Below are 17,661 nucleotides of genomic sequence, written 5' to 3'. Positions count from 1 at the left end.
GCTGGCGATGGCGTCCTCAAAATCGCCATCGCCAGCAAGCCGGCTCCTACAGGGTTCATGTGGTGGCAATGCGCGCGGGGCTGACTGCCGTCTTGCGCCCCAGCATCACAGTGACAATCACCCCGCCAGCAAACAGCCAGGTGATCGGCTCCACATGTTCCCCGAAGAACAACGCCGAAAAGGCGATGGTGAAGAAGATCTGCAGCAACTGGATCTGACTGACCCGGGCAATGCCGCCCATGGCCAGCCCGGCGTACCAGGCGAAAAAGCCGATGAACTGTGAAAACAGCGAGACATAACCGAAGGCCCACCAGGTCTTGGCGGAAATTTCGCCCTGATGCTGCAGCGCCAGATACACCACCGGGCCGATCAGCAGTGGCGTCGACAGCACCAGCGCCCAACAGATCACCTGCCAGCCGCCCATTTCCCTGGCCAGTCGGCCTCCCTCGGCGTAGCCCAATCCGCCCACGGCAATGGCGCCAAGCATCAGCAAGTCACCGCCCTGAATGCTGCCGGCGCCGCTGATCAGTGCATAACCGAGCACCAGCGCGCTGCCCAGTGCTGCGCAGGCCCAGAAGGCTTTCGAAGGCCGTTCATGGGACAGCCACGCGGCATACAGCGCTACGCACAGCGGCTGCAGACCGTTGACCAGCGCGCCGTGGGATGCCGGCAAGGTTTGCATGGCCCATGCCGACAATACCGGGAAGCCGAGGATCACCCCGGCCATCACCAGCGTGAGGCCTTTTACCTGCTTCCAGGTCGGCCATTTTTCCCGGCGCCACAGCAACAGTAACGCCGCCGGAACCGCCGCAAACAGTGCCCGGCCCAGGCCGTTAAGCAGGGGGTGGAGTTCCTGCACGACAATCCGGGTGAAGGGCAGGGTGAGGCTGAAGATCACAACGCCGAGCAGGCCCAGGGCCATGCCGGTGTTTTCGCGCGAGGACATGATGGCAACCAGAATCGTGGGTGATGGGGTAAGGCTCCATATAGCCATAAACCGTGGGTTTCCCGCTGTTACAGCTAGGCACAGACTTATCCGTACAGTTGCAAACAAACCTTTGTGGCGAGGGGGCTTGCCCCCGTTGGGCTGCGCAGCAGCCCCTTTCCGGTTTCATCAATCGAACCGTGCTGTCCGATTTAGCGCCTGCTTCGCAGGCGAACGGGGGTAAGCCCCCTCGCCACAAGGTAGTAGCCGGTTGTTACCCGCCCAGCTGGATAAGGACTACCTTGAATACTCCTGCACGCCCACTTCCAGAGGAGTCCTCCCCATGGCTGCGAAAAAGATCCTGATGCTGGTCGGTGACTACGTCGAAGACTATGAAGTGATGGTGCCGTTCCAGGCGCTGTTGATGGTCGGCCACACGGTGCACGCCGTTTGCCCGGACAAGACCGCCGGCCAGACCGTGCGCACGGCGATCCATGACTTTGAAGGCGACCAGACCTACAGCGAAAAACCCGGTCACCTGTTTGCCCTGAACTTCGATTTCGCCAAGGTCAACGCCGCCGATTATGACGCCGTGCTGATTCCGGGCGGCCGTGCGCCGGAGTACCTGCGCCTGAACGAAAAGGTCCTGGAGCTGGTGCGTGCATTCGACCAGGCCGGCAAGCCGATCGCCGCCGTGTGCCATGGCGCGCAGTTGCTGGCGGCAGCGGGAGTTCTCGAAGGCCGCGAATGCAGCGCTTATCCGGCCTGCGCTCCGGAAGTGCGACTGGCGGGCGGTACGTATATCGATATTGCGGTGACGGACGGCCATGTTCAGGGCAATCTGGCCACGGCGCCGGCCTGGCCTGCGCACCCGAACTGGCTGGCCGGTTTCCTGGGGTTGCTGGGTACCAAAATCACGTTGTAACGAGGGACATGCCCATGTGCGAGCTGTACGTCAAAGCCGACCCGATACTCTACGAATCGCGCTCCCGCTCGCTGCGTATCTGCGGGGTGGTCACCACCCTGCGGCTGGAGAATCAGTTCTGGGACATCCTCAGCGAAATTGCCGAAGTCGACGGCATGACCACCAATCAGTTGATCGCCAAGCTGTATGAAGAGGTGATGGACTATCGCGGCGAGGTGGTCAATTTTGCTTCGTTCCTGCGGGTCAGTTGTACGCGGTATCTGAGTCAGCGGCGCACGCAGGCGCCGGAGTTGTCGGTGGTGCGGGCAGTGGTGAAATAGTCAAAACTGCGTCGACCCCTTCGCGAGCAAGCCCGCTCCCACAGGTTCAATGTGATCCCTGTCGGAGTGGGCTTGCTCGCGAAGGGGCAGGCACAGGCGACAGAAATAGCAGTCTGGTCTTTACTCTGAAGCGCGCAACCTCTCAATCGCCAAGGAGAAAAAGCATGTCCGGATGGTATGAAGTGAGCAAAAGCAGCAGTGGCCAATTCAGGTTTGTCCTCAAGGCGGCCAACGCCGAGACCATTCTGACCAGCGAGCTGTACACCACCCACGCCGCCGCCGACAAAGGCATCGCCTCGGTCCAGGCCAACAGCCCACTGGATGAGCGTTACGAGAAGAAAACCACCAAGGACGGCCACCCGTATTTCAACCTCAAGGCGGGCAACCACGAAATCATTGGCAGCAGCGAGGCCTATTCCTCTGATGCCGCCATGGAAAAAGGCATTGCCAGTGTGAAGGCCAACGGCTCGACCAAGGTGGTCAAGGACAAGACGTTGCCGGTGCTTTGATCCCGCCACACATCCCTTGTAGGAGCTGGCTTGCCAGCGATGAGGCCGGCACATCCAACGATGATGTCGTCTGGTATGACGCTATCGCTGGCAAGCCAGCTCCTACAGGGGGGCTCTGTGTGATTGCGGATCAGCGCAAGACTTTCAGCAACCCTTGCAGTTGTTCACAAGCCGCCTCGCTCAACGGGAACACCGGCAGCCGCGGATCCCCCACCTCCAGTCCCGTCGCCCGCAACCCCGCCTTTATCGTCGCTGGCAAGCCACCCTTGAGGATGAAATCCAGCAGCGGCAACTGGCGATAGAACAGCTCGCGGGCCTTGCGTAAATCATTGGCCAGCACTGCTTCGTACAAATCCAGATTGAGCTGCGGGATCAGGTTCGACGCGGCGGTGCACCAGCCTTTTGCGCCCGCGGCAAAGGCCTCCAGGGCCAATGGGTTGCAGCCGTTGTAGAACGGCACCCGGCCTTCGCCGAGGCGTTGCAGTTGGTGCATGCGCTGGATGTCGCCGGTGCTCTCCTTGACCATGGTCACGTTTTCCACGGCGTTGACGATGCGCAGGATCAGCTCCACCGACATGTCGGTGCCGCTGGTGGCCGGGTTGTTGTAGAGCATGATCGGCACGCCGATGCTGTCGCCGATGGCGCGGTAATGGGCGAGGATTTCCGCTTCGCTGAGTTTCCAGTAGGACGCGGGCAGTACCATCACCACATCGGCGCCATGGGCTTCGGCGAAACGTGCGCGACGCACCGCTCTAGCGGTGGTCAGGTCAGACACGCTGACGACGGTCGGCACGCGTTTGGCCACGTGCCTGATGCTGAACTCGCTGACCTGATCCCACTCGGCGTCGCTCAGGTAGGCACCTTCGCCGGTGCTGCCCAGCGGTGCGATGGCGTGCACGCCGCCCTCGATCAGACGGTCGATGGAACGCCCGAGGGCGTCCAGGTCAACGCCTTCGCCATCGGCGGTAAAAGGGGTGATGGTGTAGCCGATGATGCCGTGAATGTTTGCGGTGGACATGGTGTCTCTCCGTTTTATCAATGGGTTCAGTTCAGGCAATCGGCGTGTTGGCGCAGGATCTGCCGGGCGTAGTAGTTGAAAGCGGCGGCGTGGCGTTTCGGTCGGGCAATCCAGTCATGGGCTTCACGGCCCAGTTCGGGAATGATCGGCTTGATGGTCCCGGCGCTCATTGCCAGCAGTTGCAGCTTCGCGGCGCGTTCGATCAGTTGCGCGATGACACAGGCTTCCTCGATGGTGCTGCCGGTGGACAATTGACCATGGTGTGAGAGCAGGATTGCCCGTTTGTCGCCCAGTGCCCCGGCAATCAACTCACCTTCTTCGTTACCCACCGGCACGCCCGGCCAGCCTTCGAGAAACGCGCAGTCGTCATAGAGCGGGCAGAGGTCCATGTGGGAAATCTGCAGCGGCACTTCCAGCATCGACAAGGCCGCAACGTGGGTCGGATGGGTGTGAATGATGCAGTTCACATCCGGGCGGGCGCGGTACACCCAGCTGTGAAAACGATTGGCCGGGTTGGGCATGCCGTGGCCTTCGAGCACCTCCAGGTCCTCGTTGACCAGCAGCAGGTTGCCCGCGCTGATTTCGTCGAAACCCAGGCCCAGTTGCTGAGTGTAGTAAGTGCCGGGCTGTGGGCCACGGGCGGTGATCTGCCCGGCAAGGCCGGAATCGTGACCGTGCTCGAACAGGATGCGGCAGGTCAGGGCCAGCTTTTGCCGGGCGGTCCACGTATTATCCGCCAGGGTATTTTGCATTTGGTTCAGCGCGTGCTTGACCAGTTGCTCTTTGGGCAGTGCTAATGTCTTGGCCATATCGGTGTCCTTTGGGTGATTCAATGGACGTCGGGTTTGCTGCTTACCGGTTCCTCGCAAAGTTGTCGGTGAGCGCAAATGACACTAAAGAGGCTATATGACACATTGTGTCATTGGCAAGGACAAATCGTTGCCTCCTTGATGGATTAACCGCTCTAAATGTCTATCCGTTTGAAATTACTAAGAAAAAAACTTGGCGTGACCTTGGAAGCCTTGGCCGAACAATCCGGCATGACCAAGAGTTACCTGTCGAAAGTCGAGCGCGGGCTGAACACTCCGTCGATTGCTGCCGCCCTGAAACTGGCCAAGGCGCTGAACGTGAAGGTCGAGGAATTGTTCTGCGAAGATAACGTCACCCTCGACAGCTACAGCCTGGTGCGCAGCCACGAGCGGCAACCTTTGGGTGCCAGTGACAGCAATTCGGGTTACGCGGTGCTGGCCCATCAGGTCAGCGAACGCAGCCTGTTGCCGTTCATCATTTACCCGCCGGCCGAATTCACCGACAAGACCTTCAAGGAGCACTTGGGCGAGGAGTTTCTGTTCGTCCACGAAGGACGAGTGGAAGTGGACTTCATGAACGAGCGCGTGCTGCTCGAACGTGGCGATGCGTTGCACTTCAATGCACAGAAGCCGCACCGGATTCGTTCGGTGGGTGAGGTGCAGGCGCAGTTGCTGGTGGTGGTGCATAGCACCGAAGAATAGGCGGGGAGGTCACAAAAGCTTCGCGAGCAAGCCCGCTCCCACATTGGAATGCGTTCCCCTGTGGGAGCGGGCTTGCTCGCGAAAGCGCCAGGTCGGCCAGTACTAAACTTCGACTGGAACCGTGAGCTTCGGGCCACCCAACGCATGGCTCTTTGAATCAAAAAACCGCAACTCAACCCCCGTTCCCTCAAACACCTTCGCGTAATGCCGCTTCTGATGCTGGACGAACGCCTTGCTGCGCGGATAAATCGAGATCGCCAGCACCTGCGGTTTCGCCAGGCGCAAGGCGTGGATGATGTGGCTGTCCTGCTCCCCCAGCGCATGGCCGAAGATGCACAGCGCCTGGCCGTGACCGAGTAGTTGCTCGTAGCAGAACGACAGATAGTCCGAACTGCGAATGGTCTTGAGCTTGTCCGCGCTCGGCCCTTCGTTGACGAACAGCGGCACGTCGTCGAGGGTCTTGATCGTGTTGTTGATGGCGAAATTGCCCAGCAAGGTGCCCTCGGTCGACATCATTTTGCGAGCCGTGCCGTCCTGGTTGCGCACCAGGTGCAGACCTCCGTGCAGGTACAGCAATCGGGTCTTGTCGGTGGCCGTGGCGCTCAGGTTGAAAGCCGGTTCGGCACCCTGGAACAGATCGGTGATCGCCTCAGGCTGGTGTTGCACCGCCCAGTAGTTGAGCAGGTCGTAATTGGTGGTGAACACCGTGCGATAGCGGGCCAGTTCCTGATTGATCGTTGCCAGCGTCGATGGCACCACCAGCCGCCACGGGATATGCACCGCATGCACGGTGTTGATCAGCGCTTCCTTGATCGCGTAGTAGCGATTGCGCGGGGCGGCGGAGCTCACAGCCAGGGCCTTGTTGACCCGGCTGGTGGTTTTCAGGGCGCTCAGTACCTGCTCGAAACTGCGGGTCTGCATCGCATCGAACACACTCAGCTCGGACGGGCTCAGGGGTTTTTCTTCAACGGTGCGGGCGTTTTCGAACAGCGACTCGTAGCCGAAATCGTCCCACACCGCGCGACTGGCGCCGTTGCCCACCAGCAAACCACTGAACGAAGCGGTGTTGCGCAAGGCGTTCCAGTCTTCAAGTTGGGCGTCGACATCCTGGAAATCGGTCATTGCGGTCTTCGTCTCACGGCAAAAGGTCTGTGGGCGGCGACTTTATCACGACCAGGTGCCCGGACCACGGCACGACTCGGGCGAACAACGCTATGCTGCGACTTTGCCCGAGCCGACTTCGCCGAGTACCCGATGCTGCAAAAAAGCCTGATTCGCCGTCTCGACCTGATCACTCTGCAACTGTTCGTCGCCGTCCATGAAGAGGGCACGCTGACCCGCGCTGCCTCGCGCGAAGCGATTGCCGTCTCGGCGGCGAGCAAGCGCTTGATGGAGCTGGAGGAGGCGCTGGGCATCAGCCTGTTCGTGCGCCAGGCCAGGGGCATGTCCCTGACGCCGGCCGGTGAAACGCTGCTGCACCATGCCCGGCAGATGCTCTTCAACGTCGAGAAAATGGGCCTGGAACTGGGCGAACACAGCCACGGTGTGCGCGGTTATGTGCGGATGCTCGCCAACCTGTCGGCGATCATTCAGTTTTTGCCCGAGGACCTGCGGGATTTTTCCGAGCGTCATCCACAGGTCAAGACCGACCTCGAAGAACGTCCTAGCGCCGGGGTGATTCAGGGCGTGCTCGATGGGGTGGCCGACCTCGGGATCTGCTCCATCGACAGTGACATCAAGGGCCTGCACAGCGTGCTGTATCGCCAGGACAAACTGGTGGTGCTGATGCCGCCCAATCATCCATTGGCGAATCGTGCGAGCGTGGCCTTCGCCGATACGCTGCAGAGCGATTACGTTGGGCTGCATGCCGCCAGTTCGATCAATATGCGTACCCACGCCGCAGCCCGTGAGGCCGGCAAGGTCCTGCGGGTGCGCATTCATGTGCCAGGGTTCGATGCCATGTGTCGCATGGTCCAGGCCAACATGGGGATCGGCATCCTTCCGCAGCGCGCCTATGAATTGTTCGGCCGGGCGCTGGGTTTGCATGCGGTGCCGTTGACGGACGAATGGTCCGATCGGGCGTTGATTCTGGTGGTGCGCGATGAGGCACTGCTGTCGCCGGTGAGCCGGATGTTGTTTGAGCATTTGCGCGGCCCAGCCTGAGAGTTCTCGGCTGAATGGGCCGGCCTCTTCGCGAGCAAGCCCGCTCCCACATTGGAGTGCGTTCCCCTGTGGGAGCGGGCTTGCTCGCGAAGGCGGCCCTGAGGCCACGACAATCTCCCCGAGCGTTCGCATTTCGCGAACGCCCGTTGCCAACTGAAGGTTGGATTCCCCAGCCTCCTGTCCTCTAGCCTTGGCTCATATTCCAAGAACAAGAGGTACCCCGCGATGACTGCCCCCTTGAGTGCGATCAAAGTGATCGAGATCGGCACGCTGATCGCCGCACCGTTTGCGGCGCGCATGCTGGCCGAGTTCGGCGCCGAAGTGATCAAGATCGAAGCCATGGGCCAGGGCGATCCCCTGCGCAAATGGCGCAAGCTGCACGAAGGCACCTCGCTGTGGTGGTACCTGCAATCGCGCAACAAGAAGTCCCTGGCGCTGAACCTCAAATCCCCCGAAGGCATCGAGTTGGTCAAGCAACTGGCGACCAGCGCCGATGTGCTGATCGAAAACCTGCGCCCCGGCGCCCTGGAGAAGCTCGGCCTCGGCTGGGACGTGTTGCACGCGCTCAATCCCAACCTGACGCTGGTGCGGATTTCCGGTTACGGCCAGACCGGTCCTTACCGCGATCGTCCGGGTTTCGGCGCCATAGGCGAAGCCATGGGCGGCATCCGCTACACCACCGGCACCCCCGGTTCGCCGCCGGCGCGGGTCGGCGTGAGCCTTGGCGATTCCCTGGCTTCGCTGCATGCGGTGATCGGTGCGCTGATGTCGCTGCTTCGGGTCAAGACCGGGCAGGGCGGCGGGCAGATCGTTGATGTGTCCCTGGCCGAAAGCGTGTTCAACGTCATGGAAAGCCTGGTGCCGGAATACGACATGCTTGGCCATGTGCGCGAACGCAGTGGTGGCGCCTTGCCGGGCATTGCGCCGTCCAACACCTATCTGACCGCCGACGGCGCCTACGTGGTGATTGCCGGCAACAGCGATCCGATCTACAAGCGCCTGATGCACACCATCGGCCGCGACGATCTGGCCGAGGCGCCGGAATTCGCCCACAACGACGGGCGTGCAGCCAAGAGCAATGTGCTCGACGCCGCCATCACCCACTGGACCAGCAGCCTGCCCATCGATGAGGTACTGGCCGCCCTGGAGGCCGCCGAAGTCCCTGCCGGACGCATCTACTCGGTGGCCGATATCGTCGCCGATCCGCATTATCAGGCGCGGGACATGCTACTCAATGCCGAACTGCCCGGTGGCGCCACGGTAAAGATGCCGGGCATCGTGCCGAAACTCTCCGAGACCCCCGGCGGCGTGAACTGGTCCGGCCCCGGTCTGGGCCAGCACACCGACGGCATCCTCGCGCAACTGGGCCTTACCGTTGCCGACATCGAGCGCCTGAAAGTCGAAGGAGTGGTGCAATGATCACCGATTATTCCGACAGCCTGATCGTGCAGGAAGTCTCCCCGCGCGACGGTTTGCAAATCGAGCCGACCTGGGTTGAAACCACCGACAAGATTGCCCTGATCGATCAGTTGTCGCTGGCCGGATTCAGCCGTATCGAAGCCGGTTCGTTCGTGTCGCCCAAGGCCATTCCGGCGCTGCGCGACGGCGAGCTGGTGTTCAAGGGCATCAACCGGCAGCCGGGGGTGATCTACGTCGCGCTGATCCCCAACCTCAAAGGCGCGCAACGGGCGCTGGCATGTCGCGCCGATGAGTTGAACCTTGTGATGTCCGCCAGCCAGACCCACAACCGGGCGAACATGCGCATGGGTTGTGAAGATTCATTGGCGGCGTTCGGCGAGATCGTGCACTTCGTTGGCGACAGCCCGGTGCGACTCAACGCCAGCATCGCCACCACCTTCGGCTGCCCGTTCGAAGGCAAGATCGATGAGGACCGCGTACTGCAAATCGTCGAGGCCTATCAGGAACTCGGCATCCAGGGCATCACCCTGGCCGACACCACGGGCATGGCCAACCCGCGTCAGGTCGACCGGCTGGTGCGCCGTGTGCTGCAACGGGTATCCCCGGAGGACCTGACCCTGCACTTTCACAACACCCGTGGCCTTGGCCTGTGCAACGTACTGGCCGCCTACGAGGCTGGTGCCCGGCGCTTCGACGCGGCCCTCGGCGGCCTCGGTGGTTGCCCGTTTGCACCGGGGGCGTCGGGCAACATCTGTACCGAAGACTTGGTCAACCTGTGCGATGAAGTCGGTATTCACACCGGCATCGATTTGCCGTTGTTGCTGAAGCTGTCCCGAGGATTGCCGGCGCTGCTCGGTCACGAAGTACCGGGCCAACTGGCCAAGGCCGGACGCAACTGTGACCTGCACCCCGTGCCTTCCTGACCCAACCGATAACCCTGTGGGAGCGGGCTTGCTCGCGAAGACGGAGTGTCAGTCGACATCAATGCTGAATGTCAGACCGCTTTCGCGAGCAAGCCCGCTCCCACAGTAAAAGCAATTCCGCTGAGCTACTCAACCAGACAACAAAAACAATCGGACACCCACGGGAAGTCCGCCTGGAGAACCGCAATGAGCCTGAATGCACTGGAGGCGAGCGCGAGCCCGTCCGTTAGCCACGACACCGAAAAAGCCCTGGTCAGCAAAGTCGCCTGGCGCCTGATGCCGCTGATCATGGTCTGCTACCTGTTCGCCTTTTTCGACCGCATCAACATCAGCTTCGCCAAGTTTCAGTTGCAGACCGACCTGAGCCTGAGCGACACCGCGTACGGCCTCGGCGCCGGGTTGTTCGTGGTCGGTTATGTGATTTTCGAAGTGCCCAGCAACATGATGCTGTACAAGGTCGGCGCCCGGCGCTGGATCGCCCGGATCATGATGTCCTGGGGCCTGGCCACGGCGGCCATGGTGTTCGTCAACAGCGAATGGCAGTTCTACACCCTGCGCTTCGTGATCGGTGCGATGGAGGCGGGTTTCGCTCCGGGCGTGCTGTATTACCTGACCCTGTGGTTCCCGCAGCACTATCGCGGGCGCATCACCTCGATGCTGTTCCTGTCCTCGGCCTTCGCCGGTCTGGTGGGTGCGCCATTCTCCGGGTTGGTACTGCAACACCTAGACGGCTTCCTGGACATGCGTGGCTGGCACTGGCTGTTCCTGCTCGGTGGCGTGCCATGCATCGGCCTCGGTTTGCTGGTGCTGACCCTGCTCAAGGACCGCATCGAAGACGCTCATTGGCTGACGTCCTCGGAGAAGACCCTGCTGGCCAGCCGCATCGCCCAGCACGAGCCGCACAAGAGCGGTGGCTCGTTGCTCGCCGCATTGCGGATACCGGGCTTCCTGACCTTGGGCCTGATCTACTTCCTGATCCAGGTAGCGTCCTACGGCTTGAATTTCTGGGCACCGCAACTGATCCGCAGCGCCGGCACCGAAAGTCCGGTGATGATCGGCTTGCTGACCGCCATCCCGTACATCTGCGGCGCCATCAGCATGGTGGTGATCGGGCGCCTGTCCGATGCTTCCGGCGAGCGGCGCAAGTATGTCGCCGGTCTGGTGGCGGTCGGGGCGGTCGGGTTCTTCTGTGCGGGGATCTTCGCCAGCCACACGACCTTCCTGATCGTCGCGTTGGGCCTGCTCGGCGCCGGGATCATCGCCTCCATCCCGAGCTTCTGGACCCTGCCGCCGAAACTGCTGGCCGGTGCCGGCGCGGGTGCTGCTGGCGGGATCGCGGTGATCAACACCCTGGGTCAGTTCGGCGGCATTGTCAGCCCGGTGATGGTCGGCCGGATCAAGGACCTGACCGGCAGCACCACGCCGGCGCTGTATGTCATTGGTGTGTGTGCGCTGATTGCGGTGGCGCTGTTGCTGTGGGGGTTGCCGCAGAAGTTGCGCACACTCGATAAGTTTTAAAAGATCGCAGCCTTCAGCCGCCCCTGCTCGGACCACGCATCCCCGTAGGAGCTGCCGGAGGCTGCGATCTTTTGATCTTCAAGACGTCGCTGTCATCGCCTTTTGCGCAGTGTCACTAAACTGAATCAACACCACCCCGGCCATCAACAGCATCACCCCAAACACCTTGGGCAGGGTGAGCTGACGCTCCACCAATCCAAACCAGCCGTAGTGATCCAGCAACAACGACGCCACCACTTGCCCCGCCAGCGCCAATGCCATGAACCCCGCGGCCCCGAGTTTGGGCAGCAGCACCAATGCCAGGGAAATGAATATCACCCCAAAAGCGCCGCCGGCCCACATCCAGAGCGGCGCCTTGCTGATGAATGCCAGTGACGGCAACGGCAAGCGCATCGCAACAATGATCGGCAACAGCACGATAACGCTCACCAGCAACGAAGCGAGCGTCGCCCACAACGGATGGCCCAACCCGCGCCCGAGATTGACGTTGATCGCGCTCTGAAACGGCACCACCGCCCCGGCGATCATCGCCAGCCCCATCAGGCCGGCCCAATGCAACGTACTCATGATCGATCTCCAACAGGTTTTGCTGGACTCTAGGGTATTCGTCGCGCAGATTTAAATTCCGTTTTGTTATTCAGAACATGCAGCAGATGAATGATCTTCGACGCATCGACCTCAACTTGCTGGTGATCCTCGACGCCTTGCTCGCCGAGCAACACGTGACCCGGGCTGCCGAGCGTCTGCACTTGAGCCAGCCAGCGGTCAGCCATGCGCTGGCGCGTTTGCGCGATCTGCTTGGCGACCCACTGCTGGTGCGCGCCGGTGCCGGCCTGGTACCGACTGCGCGAGCGCTGGAACTGGTGGCGCCGTTGGCCGAAGCCCTGGCTCAGGTGCAAGCGCTGCTGGCACCAAACGCCTTCGATCCTGCGACCACCCGGCGCACCTTCCGCCTGGCGATGTCCGACTACGGCGCCGCCATTGTCTTGCCGGGACTGATCCGAACCTTGCGCCGCGAAGCGCCGGGCATCGACCTGCAAATCAGCCATGGCAGCCGCGAAAGCATGCTCGAAGGGGTGCTCAACGGTGACATTGATGTCGCCGCCGGTGTATTCCCGGAGATGCCCAATGAGTTGCGCAGCACGCCGTTGTTCGAAGAGCACTACGCCTGCCTGGTGGACCGCAAAAGCCTGCCCGCCGAGGGTGTCCTGGATCTGCCCACTTATTTGGCACGCCCCCACGTCCTGTTGGAAATGCGCGGCAGCGGCACCCCGGAGATCGAGCGCGCCTTGACCGCCTTGCGCGAACGCCGGCGTGTCGCCATCAGCCTGCCACACTGGAGCATCGCCCCGCAGTTCATCAGCGGCACCGACCTGATCCTCACCGTCGCGTCCCGAGGCTTGCGCGATATTGATGAGTCCTCATTGATTGTCGTGCCACCACCGTTTCATATTCCGTCGTTTACCTTTGTACTGGCCTGGCACAAGCGGCGGGGCGGGGATCAGGCGTTGAACTGGTTGAATCGCTGGATTGAGGAGGGGGTTTTCGACCAGGACGCGGTCACTTGTAGGAGCCGGCTTTGCCGGCGATGATCGGTAACGATAACGCGTGTGAACCGGATAAACGCGGTGCATTTGAATCCATCGCAGGCAAGCCGGCTCCTACAGGTATTGCGTTGCGTGAAGAGTCTTTTTAAATGGCCTTTACCCATTGGAAGGTGGCAGGCGACGCGTATGAAAAAATCGCAGTACCTGAAGCCGACCTTGGCGAACCCGGTAGGGAATCAAATAGGGGCGATCAGGGCGGGACCAGCCCGTTCGTCTATCGAGATGTTTCAGTCGTCAGGCAATGACCTGATATAGACTGGCGACCATTCACCAAGCAGTTCAAAAGGACTCCCAATGACCCCATCGTTGCTAATGGCCGTGCTTGCCTCGGGTTTTATCTACGGCATCACCCCGGGGCCGGGCGTGCTGGCGGTACTCGGCATTGGCGCGGCCCATGGGCGACGGGCCGGGGCGGGGTTTCTGTGCGGGCATTTGCTCGGCGATGTGGTGTGGTGCAGCACGGCGCTGATCGCGATTGTCGGTGCGCGGGAAATCGGCAGTACCGCGTTCGACGTGCTCGGCGTGCTCAGCGGCCTGTACCTGTTCTGGCTCGGCTGGCGTGCGGTGAGCGCCCGGCGCGGCAACGGTGATGCGCCGCAGGGCGCGGCGCGGCAGCCGTTCTGGCACGGCATTGTGTTTGGCCTGACCAATCCCAAGGCCTATCCGGTGGCGGTGGCGACGTTCACGGCGCTACTGTCGAGTCGCGCGGAACTGCTCAGCTGGTCAATGCTGCCAGCACTGATCGGCCTGAGCTTCGTCGGCGGATTGCTCGCCTACGCTATCCTCATCGGCATCGTCGGTGCGCGGCGAGTGCGCACCTTGTACCAGCGTCATGAACTGGCAATCACCCGGTTGTGCGGGGTGATGTTCATCGGTTTTGCCATCAACGCGCTGGTCCATGCGTTGCCGGGGCTGATGCCGAACAAGGCTTGAATGTGATGACAAGGAAGCACGACCGACTGGGCAGGGATGATTGATGAGCGCAGCATTATCGGGACACCCACGCTGAACCATGGAAAACCGAAATTCCGCGCCTCTGGCGAGCTATATCGATCTGTTGCTGGATGCCGTTTGTGCGGTGGACAAGCAGGGCCGCTTCGTCTTTGTCAGTGCGGCATGCGAGCGTATTTTCGGCTACAGCGCCGATGAGCTGATCGGTCGGCAGATGATCGATATGGTGCACCCGGGTGATCGTCAGCGCACCCTCGACGCCGCCCGGGAAATCATGGGTGGCGAACCCAAGCTCAACTTCGAAAACCGCTACCTGCGCAAGGATGGCCGGGTGGTGCACATTCTCTGGTCGGCTCGCTGGTCCGAGGTCGACCAGTTGCGCATCGCCGTGGCTCGCGACATCACCGAGCGCAAGCAGGCCGAGTCCCGACAAGCCGCGCTCTATGCGATTTCCGAAGCGGCCCATGCGGCGGAGGACCTGCTGGCGTTGTTCAAGCGCATCCACATGATCATCGGCGAATGGCTGCCGGCACTGAATTTTTCCGTGGCGCTGTACGACGAGCACTGCGCACAGTTGAATTTCCCTTATCACGTCGATGACCACGAGCCACAGCCCGAACAGCCCGGAACCATGACCGGGCGTCTGTGCGCCGAAGTGATCCGCACGGGGCAGCCGATCTTGCTGACGCCAGATCAGAGCACGCCTCCTGCCGGCTTCGAAGTGCTGGTGACCGAGCAGAACGCACCTTGTTGGCTGGGTGTGCCGCTGAACTCGCAAAACGGCACCATCGGCGCGTTGATCGTCAAAAGCATTCCGGGCGGCGAGCGTTACACCGAGCAAGACAAGGAACTGCTGCAATACGTCTGCGCCCAGGTCGCGACCGCCATCGAGCGCAAGCAGTTGCACGCCCGCCTGCAACACATGGCCCAGTACGATCAACTGACCCAGTTGCCCAACCGTGAGCTGCTGCGCGACCGGCTCAAGGCCTCACTGCAAGTGGCCCGGGAGGACGGCGGGTACATGGCGTTGCTGTACGTCGACCTCGACCGCTTCAAGCAAGTCAACGACACCCACGGCCATGCGGTCGGCGATATGCTGCTGCAAGCGGTGGCCAATCGGCTCAAGGGCTGCGTGCGGGAAACCGACACCGTGGCGCGCATCGGCGGCGATGAATTCGTGGTGCTGCTGCACAGCATTCATGCGGCGGACGATACCGACATCGTGGTCGAGAAAGTTCGTCAGGTCCTGGCCCAACCCCTGCGTCTGGACGGCCTCAGCCTGAACATCCAGCCAAGTATCGGCGTCGCCCGATACCCCGATCATGGTACCGAAGAGAAGCAATTGTTCCGGCATGCCGACGAGGCGATGTACTGCGCCAAGCGCGAGAATCACCTGCGACTGGTCTGACAACCCGGGCACCGTTCGTCGCGCTATCCGCGCATTTTTCTAAACCTTTTGGGACGCGCAAATTCAGATTCTATGCGGGCGCAAGCTCGCCGCGACTACCACCAAGAGGAAGAGAATCATGCCTAATTCAAGAAACTCGAACTCCGGGAACTTCGCCAACGATCGAACGAAGGCCTCAGAAGCCGGTCGCAAGGGTGGGAAAACCACCACTACGACCGTCGATAAAGACCCGGCGAAACCCGACATGGGCCGCAAGGGCGGTCAGAAATCCCGTTAAAGGATGCAGGTGGTTTTGATTGAGAGGCGGGGGCGAAAGCTCCCGTTTGAATTTGAAAGAGGAGGGCGCGACCATGAACCGGATGGCCACCCGATTATGCAATACCAGTTTTGCCACGTTGCTGGGCCTGTTTGCCAGCGGCGCCTTTGCCCAATCGCCCGCCGAATTTATCGACGAGGCCTCGGCCCAAGGCATGGCCGACATCGAGGCCAGTCGCCTGGCGCACCAGAAGACCGAGTCCAGAGAGGTCAAGGACTACACCATTGTCGTCATCAACGACCGCACCACCGCCAACCAGCACCTGGCGAAAATCGCCAAGCAACTGGATTTGCCCGTGGCCCCGCGGGAAGAAATTGTCGAAAAGGCCAAGGCCCTGATGCCACAAGCCATGGAGGGTGCAACCTTTGATGAGGCCTACACGGCCAGTCAGGTGAAGACCACACAGGAAGCCATCAATCAGCTGCAGCAGGAAGCACAAACCACCGACGTGCCGCAGATCAAGGCGTTCGCCGAAGAAACCCTGCCCAAACTGCAAAATCATCTGCAAATGGCCAAGGCGTTGCAGGCCAGAAGCTGATCATCAGCAGTTGTTCAGATTTTGCTGGCCCTTTTCCTGGACGACGGTGCCGTCCAGGTCAATGGTCAGGCCCTCACCAAGGCTGCGATAGTGCTGTCTCAGCTTTTCCAGCTCCTTGAGGTCCAGCGCCTCAAGCCCCAGCATCGCGTTCTGCGCCTCTTTCGTCACCCGCAACAACTCATCAACCTTCAGATGCAAAATGTCGGTGTCACGGTTCTGCGTGTTCTGGATCAGGAACACCATCAGGAACGTGATGATGGTGGTCGAGGTATTGATGATCAGTTGCCACGTATCGTTGAAATGAAAAATCGGCCCGCTCAGCCCCCACAGAAAAATCAGAGTGATCGCCCCCAGGAAGGTCTTCGGGCTACCGGTCCAGAGGGCGAGCTTCTGCGCGATTTTTGCGAATTTCATGACCATGTTCCTTTTTTAGGAGACGCCTGATTTTCAGACAGTGGCGCAAGGATGAAAATTCGACACGAGTGAAAAGGTGATTTTCTGAAACCTTTGGCGCTGCTCGCCGCGGTATCGTAGCGACCCGAGGACAACACACCGACAGGAGAACGCAATGAGTTGGTCCGCCAAACAGTACGTCGCTTTTGAAGATGAACGCACCCGTCCCGCCCGTGACCTGCTGGCGGCCATCCCCGCCGGGAACGTGTGTTCGGCCATCGATATCGGTTGTGGCCCCGGTAACTCCACCGAGTTGCTGGTCGAGCGTTTTGCCAGCGCCACGGTCCGAGGGCTGGACAGTTCGATCGACATGATCGAAGCCGCACGCAAGCGCTTGCCGCAGGTGCAGTTCGACATCGCCGGTATCGACACCTGGAACGACAACGGCCCGTTCGACGTGATATTTGCCAACGCGGTATTGCAGTGGCTGCCTGATCACGCCGTGTTATTGCCTTCACTGGTTAGCAAGCTGGCACCGGGTGGCAGCCTGGCGATCCAGATGCCTGACAACCTCAATGAACCTTCACACCGCTTGATGCGCGAAGTGGCCGCTGACGGTCCATGGGTAGGCAAACTGACAGGCGCTGCGGGGCAGCGCACGGAAATGGACAGTGCCAGCGGTTACTACTCGATCCTCAAGGCTTGTTGCACCCGCGTCGACGTGTGGCGCACCACCTACCATCATCCGCTCGCGGGCGGTGCCTCTGGTGTGGTGGAGTGGTTCAAGGGCAGTGGCCTGCGGCCGTTCCTCGATCCGCTGGACGAAGCGGAACGGGCGCAGTACCTGAAGCAATATCAGGCGGCTATCGAGCAGGCGTATCCGGCCTTGGCCGATGGTTCGGTGCTGTTGCCGTTCCCGCGACTGTTTATCGTCGCCACTCGCTGATGCGAACTCCTGTAGGAACTGGCTTGCCAGCGATGGTCTTATAACGCGTGTGATCCGGACAAACGCGGCGCACCTGAGTCCATCGCCAGCAAGCCGGCTCCTACAGTTCGGCGTTCACATATTTTCGACCAGGACGCAGTCCCTTGTAATTGGATGGACTCGCCCAAGCCGAGGCGTCAATGCGCCACGGTGGCAGTCTAAACAGCCAACGACAGCGAGGGCGAGTCCATGAAAAATCATAGTTCGTTTGATCAATCCGTGTCTTCTTCCG

At 61.0% G+C, this 17,661-nt stretch carries 20 protein-coding genes and 1 pseudogene; 14 read left to right on the top strand and 7 right to left on the bottom strand.

Translation table 11 applies throughout. From position 1 onward, the window contains the following. Positions 1-55: 55 nt before the first annotated feature. Positions 56-946 carry a DMT family transporter gene (locus KGA88_RS29360; protein ID WP_110661861.1) on the bottom strand — a complete coding sequence of 297 codons (891 nt, stop codon included), beginning with the start codon at positions 944-946 and terminating at the stop codon, positions 56-58. 322 nt (positions 947-1,268) lie between these two features. On the opposite strand from KGA88_RS29360, the gene KGA88_RS29355 reads away from it, so the two are divergent. The 3 genes from KGA88_RS29355 (at position 1,269) to KGA88_RS29345 (ending at position 2,679) form a co-directional block, all read left to right on the top strand. After that, positions 1,269-1,850: a DJ-1/PfpI family protein gene (locus KGA88_RS29355; RefSeq protein WP_110662479.1), complete on the top strand. Its 582-nt coding sequence runs from the start codon at positions 1,269-1,271 to the stop codon at positions 1,848-1,850. Positions 1,851-1,864: 14 nt separating this feature from the next. Then, complete coding sequence (locus KGA88_RS29350) at positions 1,865-2,170, top strand: ribbon-helix-helix domain-containing protein (RefSeq protein ID WP_110662480.1); 306 nt, start codon at positions 1,865-1,867, stop codon at positions 2,168-2,170. A 164-nt stretch (positions 2,171-2,334) separates the two neighbouring features. Beyond that, the gene (locus KGA88_RS29345; RefSeq protein WP_110662481.1) at positions 2,335-2,679 is read left to right on the top strand and encodes a YegP family protein; all 345 of its coding nucleotides are present in this window, start codon (positions 2,335-2,337) and stop codon (positions 2,677-2,679) included. A gap of 130 nt (positions 2,680-2,809) precedes the next feature. Here the strand turns inward: KGA88_RS29345 and KGA88_RS29340 are convergent, their stop codons facing one another. Together KGA88_RS29340 and KGA88_RS29335 are read right to left on the bottom strand one after the other, a co-directional pair. After that, a complete protein-coding gene (locus KGA88_RS29340; protein WP_223596127.1) occupies positions 2,810-3,697 on the bottom strand; it encodes a dihydrodipicolinate synthase family protein in 888 nt (295 codons plus the stop codon). 26 nt (positions 3,698-3,723) lie between these two features. Next, on the bottom strand, positions 3,724-4,506 hold the full coding sequence (locus KGA88_RS29335) for an aldolase (RefSeq protein ID WP_223596126.1): 783 nt from the start codon (positions 4,504-4,506) through the stop codon (positions 3,724-3,726). Between the two features lie 159 nt (positions 4,507-4,665). Here KGA88_RS29335 and KGA88_RS29330 point away from each other — a divergent pair, with 159 nt between their 5' ends. Continuing rightward, positions 4,666-5,208, top strand: a complete 543-nt coding sequence (locus KGA88_RS29330) for a helix-turn-helix domain-containing protein (RefSeq protein WP_223596125.1) — start codon at positions 4,666-4,668, stop codon at positions 5,206-5,208. A 102-nt stretch (positions 5,209-5,310) separates the two neighbouring features. Here the strand turns inward: KGA88_RS29330 and KGA88_RS29325 are convergent, their stop codons facing one another. Next, complete coding sequence (locus KGA88_RS29325) at positions 5,311-6,330, bottom strand: DUF4917 family protein (RefSeq protein WP_223596123.1); 1,020 nt, start codon at positions 6,328-6,330, stop codon at positions 5,311-5,313. 132 nt (positions 6,331-6,462) lie between these two features. Between KGA88_RS29325 and KGA88_RS29320 the strand changes: the two genes are divergently transcribed. The 4 genes from KGA88_RS29320 to KGA88_RS29305 all read left to right on the top strand — a co-directional run bounded on the left by KGA88_RS29320 (position 6,463) and on the right by KGA88_RS29305 (position 11,231). Further along, positions 6,463-7,371: a LysR family transcriptional regulator gene (locus KGA88_RS29320; RefSeq protein ID WP_223596121.1), complete on the top strand. Its 909-nt coding sequence runs from the start codon at positions 6,463-6,465 to the stop codon at positions 7,369-7,371. A gap of 225 nt (positions 7,372-7,596) precedes the next feature. Beyond that, positions 7,597-8,790 carry a CaiB/BaiF CoA transferase family protein gene (locus tag KGA88_RS29315; RefSeq protein WP_223596120.1) on the top strand — a complete coding sequence of 398 codons (1,194 nt, stop codon included), beginning with the start codon at positions 7,597-7,599 and terminating at the stop codon, positions 8,788-8,790. Next, the gene (locus KGA88_RS29310; RefSeq protein WP_110661040.1) at positions 8,787-9,713 is read left to right on the top strand and encodes a hydroxymethylglutaryl-CoA lyase; all 927 of its coding nucleotides are present in this window, start codon (positions 8,787-8,789) and stop codon (positions 9,711-9,713) included. Before KGA88_RS29315 ends, KGA88_RS29310 begins: the two co-directional genes overlap by 4 nt. A 186-nt stretch (positions 9,714-9,899) precedes the next feature. Then, on the top strand, positions 9,900-11,231 hold the full coding sequence (locus tag KGA88_RS29305; RefSeq protein ID WP_110661041.1) for an MFS transporter: 1,332 nt from the start codon (positions 9,900-9,902) through the stop codon (positions 11,229-11,231). Between the two features lie 78 nt (positions 11,232-11,309). On the opposite strand, the gene KGA88_RS29300 is transcribed toward KGA88_RS29305, so the two are convergent. Continuing rightward, positions 11,310-11,798 carry a DMT family transporter gene (locus tag KGA88_RS29300; RefSeq protein ID WP_110661042.1) on the bottom strand — a complete coding sequence of 163 codons (489 nt, stop codon included), beginning with the start codon at positions 11,796-11,798 and terminating at the stop codon, positions 11,310-11,312. A gap of 77 nt (positions 11,799-11,875) precedes the next feature. On the opposite strand from KGA88_RS29300, the gene KGA88_RS29295 reads away from it, so the two are divergent. Continuing rightward, positions 11,876-12,823 carry a LysR substrate-binding domain-containing protein gene (locus KGA88_RS29295; protein ID WP_223596118.1) on the top strand — a complete coding sequence of 316 codons (948 nt, stop codon included), beginning with the start codon at positions 11,876-11,878 and terminating at the stop codon, positions 12,821-12,823. 111 nt (positions 12,824-12,934) lie between these two features. Here KGA88_RS29295 and KGA88_RS29290 read toward each other — a convergent pair. Then, positions 12,935-13,042, bottom strand: a pseudogene (locus KGA88_RS29290) (type II toxin-antitoxin system RelE/ParE family toxin); the annotation flags it as partial. A 90-nt stretch (positions 13,043-13,132) separates the two neighbouring features. Here KGA88_RS29290 and KGA88_RS29285 point away from each other — a divergent pair. The 4 genes from KGA88_RS29285 (at position 13,133) to KGA88_RS29270 (ending at position 16,051) form a co-directional block, all read left to right on the top strand. Further along, on the top strand, positions 13,133-13,771 hold the full coding sequence (locus KGA88_RS29285; protein WP_223596116.1) for a LysE family translocator: 639 nt from the start codon (positions 13,133-13,135) through the stop codon (positions 13,769-13,771). Positions 13,772-13,850: 79 nt separating this feature from the next. Continuing rightward, on the top strand, positions 13,851-15,197 hold the full coding sequence (locus KGA88_RS29280; RefSeq protein WP_110661697.1) for a bifunctional diguanylate cyclase/phosphodiesterase: 1,347 nt from the start codon (positions 13,851-13,853) through the stop codon (positions 15,195-15,197). A gap of 118 nt (positions 15,198-15,315) precedes the next feature. Then, complete coding sequence (locus KGA88_RS29275; RefSeq protein WP_007982976.1) at positions 15,316-15,474, top strand: KGG domain-containing protein; 159 nt, start codon at positions 15,316-15,318, stop codon at positions 15,472-15,474. Between the two features lie 73 nt (positions 15,475-15,547). Further along, on the top strand, positions 15,548-16,051 hold the full coding sequence (locus KGA88_RS29270) for a DUF4142 domain-containing protein (RefSeq protein ID WP_110661696.1): 504 nt from the start codon (positions 15,548-15,550) through the stop codon (positions 16,049-16,051). Positions 16,052-16,054: 3 nt separating this feature from the next. On the opposite strand, the gene KGA88_RS29265 is transcribed toward KGA88_RS29270, so the two are convergent. Further along, a complete protein-coding gene (locus tag KGA88_RS29265) occupies positions 16,055-16,465 on the bottom strand; it encodes a low affinity iron permease family protein (protein ID WP_110661695.1) in 411 nt (136 codons plus the stop codon). 154 nt (positions 16,466-16,619) lie between these two features. On the opposite strand from KGA88_RS29265, the gene tam reads away from it, so the two are divergent. After that, positions 16,620-17,390: a trans-aconitate 2-methyltransferase gene (gene tam / locus KGA88_RS29260; RefSeq protein ID WP_223596114.1), complete on the top strand. Its 771-nt coding sequence runs from the start codon at positions 16,620-16,622 to the stop codon at positions 17,388-17,390. Positions 17,391-17,661: the final 271 nt, after the last annotated feature.

It is taken from the genome of Pseudomonas sp. A-R-19, assembly GCF_019956575.1.
Taxonomy (GTDB): domain Bacteria; phylum Pseudomonadota; class Gammaproteobacteria; order Pseudomonadales; family Pseudomonadaceae; genus Aquipseudomonas.
This window is presented reverse-complemented; position numbering and strand designations above follow the sequence as displayed.

Bases quoted from the DNA above. Each gene is read 5' to 3' on its own strand.
- KGA88_RS29360 (WP_110661861.1), bottom strand. From the start codon at position 946: ATGTCCTCGCGCGAAAACACCGGCATGGCCCTGGGCCTGCTCGGCGTT.
- KGA88_RS29355 (WP_110662479.1), top strand. From the start codon at position 1,269: ATGGCTGCGAAAAAGATCCTGATGCTGGTCGGTGACTACGTCGAAGAC.
- KGA88_RS29350 (WP_110662480.1), top strand. From the start codon at position 1,865: ATGTGCGAGCTGTACGTCAAAGCCGACCCGATACTCTACGAATCGCGC.
- KGA88_RS29345 (WP_110662481.1), top strand. From the start codon at position 2,335: ATGTCCGGATGGTATGAAGTGAGCAAAAGCAGCAGTGGCCAATTCAGG.
- KGA88_RS29340 (WP_223596127.1), bottom strand. From the start codon at position 3,697: ATGTCCACCGCAAACATTCACGGCATCATCGGCTACACCATCACCCCT.
- KGA88_RS29335 (WP_223596126.1), bottom strand. From the start codon at position 4,506: ATGGCCAAGACATTAGCACTGCCCAAAGAGCAACTGGTCAAGCACGCG.
- KGA88_RS29330 (WP_223596125.1), top strand. From the start codon at position 4,666: ATGTCTATCCGTTTGAAATTACTAAGAAAAAAACTTGGCGTGACCTTG.
- KGA88_RS29325 (WP_223596123.1), bottom strand. From the start codon at position 6,330: ATGACCGATTTCCAGGATGTCGACGCCCAACTTGAAGACTGGAACGCC.
- KGA88_RS29320 (WP_223596121.1), top strand. From the start codon at position 6,463: ATGCTGCAAAAAAGCCTGATTCGCCGTCTCGACCTGATCACTCTGCAA.
- KGA88_RS29315 (WP_223596120.1), top strand. From the start codon at position 7,597: ATGACTGCCCCCTTGAGTGCGATCAAAGTGATCGAGATCGGCACGCTG.
- KGA88_RS29310 (WP_110661040.1), top strand. From the start codon at position 8,787: ATGATCACCGATTATTCCGACAGCCTGATCGTGCAGGAAGTCTCCCCG.
- KGA88_RS29305 (WP_110661041.1), top strand. From the start codon at position 9,900: ATGAGCCTGAATGCACTGGAGGCGAGCGCGAGCCCGTCCGTTAGCCAC.
- KGA88_RS29300 (WP_110661042.1), bottom strand. From the start codon at position 11,798: ATGAGTACGTTGCATTGGGCCGGCCTGATGGGGCTGGCGATGATCGCC.
- KGA88_RS29295 (WP_223596118.1), top strand. From the start codon at position 11,876: ATGCAGCAGATGAATGATCTTCGACGCATCGACCTCAACTTGCTGGTG.
- KGA88_RS29285 (WP_223596116.1), top strand. From the start codon at position 13,133: ATGACCCCATCGTTGCTAATGGCCGTGCTTGCCTCGGGTTTTATCTAC.
- KGA88_RS29280 (WP_110661697.1), top strand. From the start codon at position 13,851: ATGGAAAACCGAAATTCCGCGCCTCTGGCGAGCTATATCGATCTGTTG.
- KGA88_RS29275 (WP_007982976.1), top strand. From the start codon at position 15,316: ATGCCTAATTCAAGAAACTCGAACTCCGGGAACTTCGCCAACGATCGA.
- KGA88_RS29270 (WP_110661696.1), top strand. From the start codon at position 15,548: ATGAACCGGATGGCCACCCGATTATGCAATACCAGTTTTGCCACGTTG.
- KGA88_RS29265 (WP_110661695.1), bottom strand. From the start codon at position 16,465: ATGAAATTCGCAAAAATCGCGCAGAAGCTCGCCCTCTGGACCGGTAGC.
- tam (WP_223596114.1), top strand. From the start codon at position 16,620: ATGAGTTGGTCCGCCAAACAGTACGTCGCTTTTGAAGATGAACGCACC.